Source organism: Chloroflexaceae bacterium (genome assembly GCA_025057155.1).
Taxonomy (GTDB): domain Bacteria; phylum Chloroflexota; class Chloroflexia; order Chloroflexales; family Chloroflexaceae; genus JACAEO01.
Map to the genome: position 1 here is coordinate 272,825 of JANWYD010000007.1, position 6,685 is coordinate 279,509.

At 64.5% G+C, this 6,685-nt stretch carries 6 protein-coding genes; 3 read left to right on the forward strand and 3 right to left on the reverse strand.

Annotated elements, in window-relative coordinates:
• Positions 1–547: 547 nt before the first annotated feature.
• The 3 genes from NZU74_08330 to NZU74_08340 form a co-directional block, all read right to left on the reverse strand.
• The gene (locus NZU74_08330; GenBank protein MCS6881326.1) at positions 548–1,183 is read right to left on the reverse strand and encodes a pilus assembly protein; all 636 of its coding nucleotides are present in this window, start codon (positions 1,181–1,183) and stop codon (positions 548–550) included.
• A 13-nt stretch (positions 1,184–1,196) separates the two neighbouring features.
• Complete coding sequence (locus NZU74_08335) at positions 1,197–1,778, reverse strand: pilus assembly protein (GenBank protein ID MCS6881327.1); 582 nt, start codon at positions 1,776–1,778, stop codon at positions 1,197–1,199.
• 194 nt (positions 1,779–1,972) lie between these two features.
• Positions 1,973–4,630, reverse strand: a complete 2,658-nt coding sequence (locus tag NZU74_08340; protein MCS6881328.1) for a pilus assembly protein TadG-related protein — start codon at positions 4,628–4,630, stop codon at positions 1,973–1,975.
• Between the two features lie 653 nt (positions 4,631–5,283).
• Between NZU74_08340 and NZU74_08345 the strand changes: the two genes are divergently transcribed.
• The 3 genes from NZU74_08345 to NZU74_08355 all read left to right on the forward strand — a co-directional run bounded on the left by NZU74_08345 (position 5,284) and on the right by NZU74_08355 (position 6,417).
• Positions 5,284–5,760, forward strand: a complete 477-nt coding sequence (locus NZU74_08345; GenBank protein ID MCS6881329.1) for an SRPBCC family protein — start codon at positions 5,284–5,286, stop codon at positions 5,758–5,760.
• A 66-nt stretch (positions 5,761–5,826) separates the two neighbouring features.
• Positions 5,827–6,072 (forward strand): hypothetical protein, encoded by a 246-nt coding sequence (locus NZU74_08350; GenBank protein ID MCS6881330.1) that lies wholly within the window; start codon positions 5,827–5,829, stop codon positions 6,070–6,072.
• A gap of 18 nt (positions 6,073–6,090) precedes the next feature.
• Entirely contained in the window at positions 6,091–6,417 is a 327-nt protein-coding gene (locus NZU74_08355) for a peroxiredoxin family protein (GenBank protein MCS6881331.1), read from the forward strand.
• Positions 6,418–6,685: the final 268 nt, after the last annotated feature.

The following is a 6,685-nucleotide window of genomic DNA, read 5'->3' on the forward strand; positions in this document are numbered from 1 at the left end:
GCGCGGACGAATCTGAGCGCGCGGGGGTTACCAGAATCTTCGCTTCTCCTTATAACGATTAACAATCCGTTCTAAAACGCATGAGCCTTTTACAATGTCCCGTTCCCTTCCCGAGGTTGAAGGAAGCCGGGGCAATCGGGTTGCTCCGTGCCCTGGTTGTAACGACTTAGAGCCTATCCGAATAACTCCTGTAGGGGTAAGCGGGGAAACCCGGTTTCCCCACGCCCCTCCCTGACGGGAGGGGCTGGGAGGGCGTAGCCCTCGCAGAAAAGGGATCGGATAACCAGGTTATCCGGATAGGGTCTCAGGAGGATTAAGAAAGGAATCCGGTGTGCCACGATGATCCTCGCGATGGCATCGCCCGCTGAGGGCTAAAGCCCTCGCTCAGGACCTGGAAGCCCCGCAGGGGCTTTGATGAACTCAGCCAGGGCTTTAGCCCGCAGCGTTCGGCGATACCGGATGCAATTCCTAACGGTCATCAGTGTTTCCTCGTTGCCCTCCCCGGAGCCTCATCAGACATCCCAGGTGTCTGAACAGGCTCGCACCATCACTGGTTCGGCGTATTGGCATACGAACTGCGGATGGGCATCACGGCGCTGGTCTGCAGGCGCACGCTGTTGGCGAAGGCGGGGGCGAGGGGAAACATGAACTGGTAATCGGTGCGCACGGTAACTCTGACCCAGCAGTTGCGCCCGCCGGCCTGCATATCTATGCCGCGCATATCGGTGCGGCAGGGCCGTGGCGGCGGCTGCTGATCGGGTTGCGGAGGGATGGTACTATATAACAGTTCAATACGGATGTAGGCATTGGGGTTGGACCAGTCAGTATGCTCGGCGCGGCCGGTCTCGTTCTCATCCCAGATGCCATTGTTATCGAGGTCGCGCAGGTTGGCGAAGCCGCTGCGCTGAGGGCCGCCGGCGCCGCGCACGCGGCGCACGATCTCGGCATAGTTGAGATCAACCCGCTGCAACTGGCCGTTCTGCATCACCTGCACGGGATAGCTGCCGAAGGTGGCGCCCTCCTGAGCGGCGGCGCGGAGGCCCTGGAGGGTGAAGAAGATTAGCCCCAGATCGACGGCGGCGGCCAGCAGGAAAAAGAGCAGCGTACTGGCGAGGGCCAGTTCCACCAGCGCCTGACCCCTGGCGCGAGGCTGTCGGCGATGTGTACGAAGTCGGCGCAACATGGATTCCACTCTCCTACCGATTCAACTCACGCCATTCGGCCATATTGCGGGCGCAGGCCACGCCGGCGGGCCGGGTGGGATCGAGACCGAGGTTCTCGATTGAGCGCCGCTGCACGACGCGCAGGGTAATCGTGCCATCACTGTTGCCGATGCGCAGCAACTGGTACAGCGGGGTCAGGCCGGTAACGGGATAGTTGATCTCTACCTCAATCGGCCCGCGGTCGCGGAGGTTGCGGGTATTGCCGCCGTTGGGGTAGCGGATGGTGACGAAATCCACCACACTGCGCCCCCGATTGATAGTGCCAGAAAAGAGGGTCGTATCGCTCTCCACGGCCGCCAGCACCGTATTGACGCAGGCATCGCCGCGGAAGCCAGGGTAATCCGCGTCGCGAGGCGGATTATCGCGATAGGCGAGCCAGGACTCATACGGCGGCACCTGGGCGGCGGCTTCGGCCCCGTTGCGGGCGGCCTGGGAGACGGTTGAGTAAGCCCAGATGAGGTAGCCGAACTCCATGATGCCGAAGAGCACCAGAAGCATGAATGGCAGGATCAGCGCCATTTCGACGATAGATTGACCAGAAGCACGGCGATCCATACGCTGCTCACGCTCCTCCCGCGATACGCGATCGTAGGGCGATTATAGGTCAGGCGCGTTTGAAGGCTCAATAGTCAAAAGGTACCGAGTGGCAAGGCGGGGCGCAGATGGATCGGGGCGTGGGGAAACCAGGTTTCCCCACGCCCCCGCCGGTCAGGAGGGTGAAAACCCTCCCGCGAGCATGCCCCGAACGGTCAACTGGTAGCGCAGACATCGCCGGAGAGGCGGAGTTGGAGATCCTGGCGGATCACCCGCGAGAAGCCGCCTACGTTGGTGTCCGCGGTTATGTTAACCACGATGTCGGCCCGGGTCTCATTATTCTGTTCGATAAGGCTGTAGCGTCGCGGGCCGGCGTCAGGCGCATCGAGGGGATGGCGGTAGAACACGTAGGCCTCCAGGCGATAGGAACCGGCGGGCAGTCGGTCGAAGCGGTAGCTCAGGGCGCCGCCGCGGCTGGCATCGGCGCGAATGGGGGCGCGATACTGGGTGCCGGTGTTCTGGTCGGTCAGAATAACCTCGCCGACGTTGGGGTAGACCAGACCGGCCACCGGGCGGAACTCGGCGGGGGGGATGTTGTTGGTGCGGGGATCGGCGCGCCGCTCGCAGACGCCGCTCTCCACGATGTTGTTGATCGCCTCCATAATCGCGTCGACGTTGGTGCTGCCATCGGCATTGCGCTGCAACTCCCGGGCCGAGAAGAAGTAGCTGGGGAACGAGGCGATGCCATCGCGCAGGCCCGTGTCGGGGATGTTGGAGAGGGCGACCACGAAGACCTCGTACTGGCGCGACTTCATCTGCTCGCTGACATTCACCGCCTGAGTGATGGGACGATCCAGTCCGGCGGGGATGCCGTTCGCGGCGATGGTCCGGCCGCCAAAGCCGGTGGTCTGGCAGTTGGCCATCTCAAGCGCGAACCGGGAATGGCAGACGTGGTCGGGGGGATACGTACTCCGGTCACTGATGCCAAAGGTCAGATTGGGCGCATTGGGATTGAATAGGTAGTTCGACACGCCGTCGGTAATGTAGATCACCGCCCGCTTATACTGCCAGACCTGGCCGTCGGTATGGGTGACGGTGCGCGGGGCGCGATCAAGCAGCAGGGAGGCGCGGTAGAGGGCCCCGGCGCCGTTGGTTCCGCCCTCGGAGAGATAGGGGTTCCTGGAGCGGTGGGTAGTAGCCTGCCGGGTGACGGCGTTGATCAGTTCCTGTGGCTCGTCGGAGAACGCCTCGCCGCCGAAGTTGCCGACGAAGCTTGCCGGCGCCTGCCAATTGAACCAGACCAGGGCCATCTGGTCGGAGGGGCGGTCGGGGTCATAGTCGGCGTTGCCGGGCATGTTGGTCTCGGCAATCAGGCGTTCGAGGGCCTTCTTAGCCACGTAGATGCGCCGATCGCGTTCGTTGCTCCACCAGTACGCCTCGCCGGTGCCGATCACTTCGGCGCGCTGGACGGGCCAGTTGGGGTCGGCCGGGACCTCGGCGCACTGCCACCAGCCGCGCTGGGCGCCGTTAACATGGCCCTGACCGTTGTTTCTCCGGTGATACTCGGCCGTGGGGGCGCTGGCGTCGAACACGTCGCACTGGCCGGCGAAATTGGCGCTCATCGAACCGGAGACGTCAAGCACCACCACGTACTGGATGGGCGGGCGGCGCAGGGGCTGGGTGCGGTATTCGGGCAGGAAGGAGACCGAGCCGGCAAGGCCTAGCTGGCCGTCGTTGCTGGCGGTGGGAGCGTACAGGCAGGCGCGCTGCTGAGGGCGCGGCTCGCCGAGGAAGAGCAGATCCAGCCAGCGATTGCTGCCGGTCTGCCCCTGGCCAAGAAGCACAAAGAGGCCGAAACGCACGACGTGGAAGCGCGAGTTGTCGCCATCGCGGAAGGCGTCGCGATGGATGGGGAGGATCATGCGCGTGCCCAGACGAATGTGCTCATTCAGGGCCGCCTCGACGTCGCGGGAGTCGGGCCAGGCGGTGCTGCCCCAGACCCAGTCGCCGGGGGAGAGCGCCCCGCGTTCGGGGGGGTAGACGCCGTCGGGCCGGTTCTGGGAGCTGGGCCAGGGGGCCTCCTCGAAGCCTTCGCCGAGGTTGCCCTCGCCGCTCAACGAGCGGGCCAGGGTAATGGCGCTGCGCGCCCCGGGGACGCCGTCGCGCCAGCGGAGCCAGCCAAAGTTGCGGGCGCTCTCATCACCCACCACCACGCGCATCGCGGTGAAGCGCCCGGAGATATCAGGGCTGTCGTAGGGCACTTCGCGCCAGTTGAGGGCGGGATCATTGCTGCGCACGAAGCGATTGCCATCAATAATGCGGGTATTGATGGTGATGGGGTAGTACCCGGAGCTGCTGGTGCAGGTGCCGGCATAGGCCAGCGCATTGAACGGCAGGTCGTTACGGCCGACGATGCGGGCGAAGGCCGTGTCCACGCGGCCCCGGAGGCCCACCTCGATGAAGGCGACATTGGCAGGTACAGGGTTGGTGTCGTCGGTAACGATCGGCGAGCCATTGCTGATCGGCAGGCCCTGGGCATCGAGGTAGCGCGCCTCGAGAGTAACGTCGTCAGGCTGCGGCTCGGCGCCGGGCGCGGTGATCTGGATGCCATGGGCATTGAGCGCATTGACGATCGAGGTGTATACTACCCGATTGGTGGTCGCCTGCGAGCGGGCGATATAGGTGTTCATGCCCGCCAGAGCAGCGGCATTGGCGGCGGTGACGGCGCGACGCTCTTCGGAGAAGGTGTTGCCGACATCAACCGACAGGCCGACCATGCCGATAATGACGGCGATCATCAGGCCAATCAAGGGCAGGCTCTGGCCGCGCGCGCGGGAACGCGTCGCATGCCGTTTGCTGCGAACTTTCCCCATCGGGATTCCTCCGTCCGTCTGACTGCGGGATTGCCGACCTGGTTGCGTTCCCCTCGATGGCGGGCGGCGCCGATCGCGCGCGGTCGTCAACGCGGGCGCCTTTCCACACGGTTACGGCCGGGGCCAGCGCCGCATATCGGGCGCAAAACGGCGCCGGCCAGAAGCTGGAGAGCGCGGAACCGCGCCAGTAGCGCTCGCGGGGCAAGGGCAACGTTGCGTGCATCGGCCCGGCCCGCCGCGCCGGCAGGTAGCGCCGTTGATAGGGGTAGGACGGAGGCTGGAATGGCTCAGAAAGGCGCTGAGACGCCTTTCACGGCGACTGACGCTGCGCAACCGCAGACTTCGCTACGTCCGGGCAGAACGGGGAGAGGGACGAGGTAGCAGGCGAGGTCGGATGGGACGTAAGAGACGAAGCGCGTCAAACTACTGGCGCCGTCTTGCAAAGAGCGCGCACGGCGCTCCGGGCGCGGCAACCGGACTGTTTCTCCAGTGATATGCCTTCAGTACCCCAAGTATAGGCTCGCTATTCCCCCATCTCAATAGTCAAAAGGTACCGGGTCGGCGGGAAGGGGCGAGGAAGCGCCGGCCCGCCGGGCCGGCGCTTCCTGTGCAAAAGGTGGACAACGCATGCCAACCGGCGTATACTAGAGAGTATGGAGCACCAGTACACATACCTTCAGGAAGAGTTCGTGGTGGTCGAGGCCCCGCTGACGCGGGTCGAGGCGGTGATGACCGAGCGCGACTTGATGACGCGCTGGATGTCGCCAGCGGTGCGCTTTGAACCGCTGGAGACGTGGAGCTTCGAGCAGGGAGCGCGCTGGCGGCTCACCCTGACCGGGCTGGGCCGGGCGCTGGAGGCGCACTACGTGGTGTACGATCGGCAGCCGGGGCTGGTCCTGTGGGCCTTCAACGGCTTCTGGGAAGGCTTTGACGCCTGGCACTGGCGCCCGTTCCAGGGTCAGGCAAATCGGACGTTGATCCAGAACCGGATCGAGTATAATCTGTGCATCCCCATTCTGGATGTGCTCTGGCCGGCGACGGTGGGACCATTGATGGGGTGGGACGCCAGGGTGCAGATGCGCCGCCTGAAGAGCGTGTGCGAAGAGGCCGGAAGCGCGGCCACGGCGTAGGGGGATTTGGGATTTGGGATTCTGGATTGGGCGAACTGGAGCAGGTCTGCTTGATGGAGGGGAGTGATGGCACGGCCCATTCTTCCGATGACCGACCAGTGGCGGCGCGAGTTTCTGCGGCCCCGCGGCCCGTCGAATGTGCCGCAGGTTGGCGAGGTCGCGCCGGACTTTACCCTGCCCTACGCTCAGGTGACGCGCAATGCCGACGGCGGGGAGCAGGTGGAGTACGGGCGCACGTTGACCCTCAGCGAGTTGCGGGGGCGCCCGGTGGTGCTGAACCTGACGCGCATCGTCAGTGACCGCTTCTTCTGACCGAACTGCGCGCCGCAGCTGGATGCTTTGCGGGAATGGTATGACGAGTTTGTTCGACGCGACGTGCGCCTCCTGGTGGTGAGCAGCACCGACCTGGAGATGACTAGCTTTGTGGCCGAAACGCTGCGCGCTCCATACCCGGTGCTGAGCGACCCTGAATGGTCGGTGTTCTACCGCTATGGAGTCGGTTCGGCGATGGGCGTGCCGCTGCCCGGAACCTTCGTGATAGACGCCGAAGGCGTCATCCGCTGGGAATGGGTCGCGCCGCTGTCGGTGGTGTTTTCGCCGCCGCGCCCGCCAGAACTGTTACAGGTGATTGACGAGCTGGGCCTGGCAGGAGGATAGCCAGCCCTGGCGGGGAGGCTCTGGGAGGGCGCAGGCCTCCCATTTTTAACCTCAAAGCTGGTTCCAGAAGTCTGGGAAACCTGGTTTCTCCACGCCCTGCCCGTGCGGGATGGTCCACCCTGTCGAGGTTTTCCCGCGCTCTGTCAGGACACCATAGCCGGTTGCAGGGGGATGGGGGAACCTGGTTTCCCCATCCCCCTGGCCATGGCAGGGTTGCATCCGCCCGCCAATCAGTAGTCTGTAAACAAAGTCTTTCGCTACACCCCAG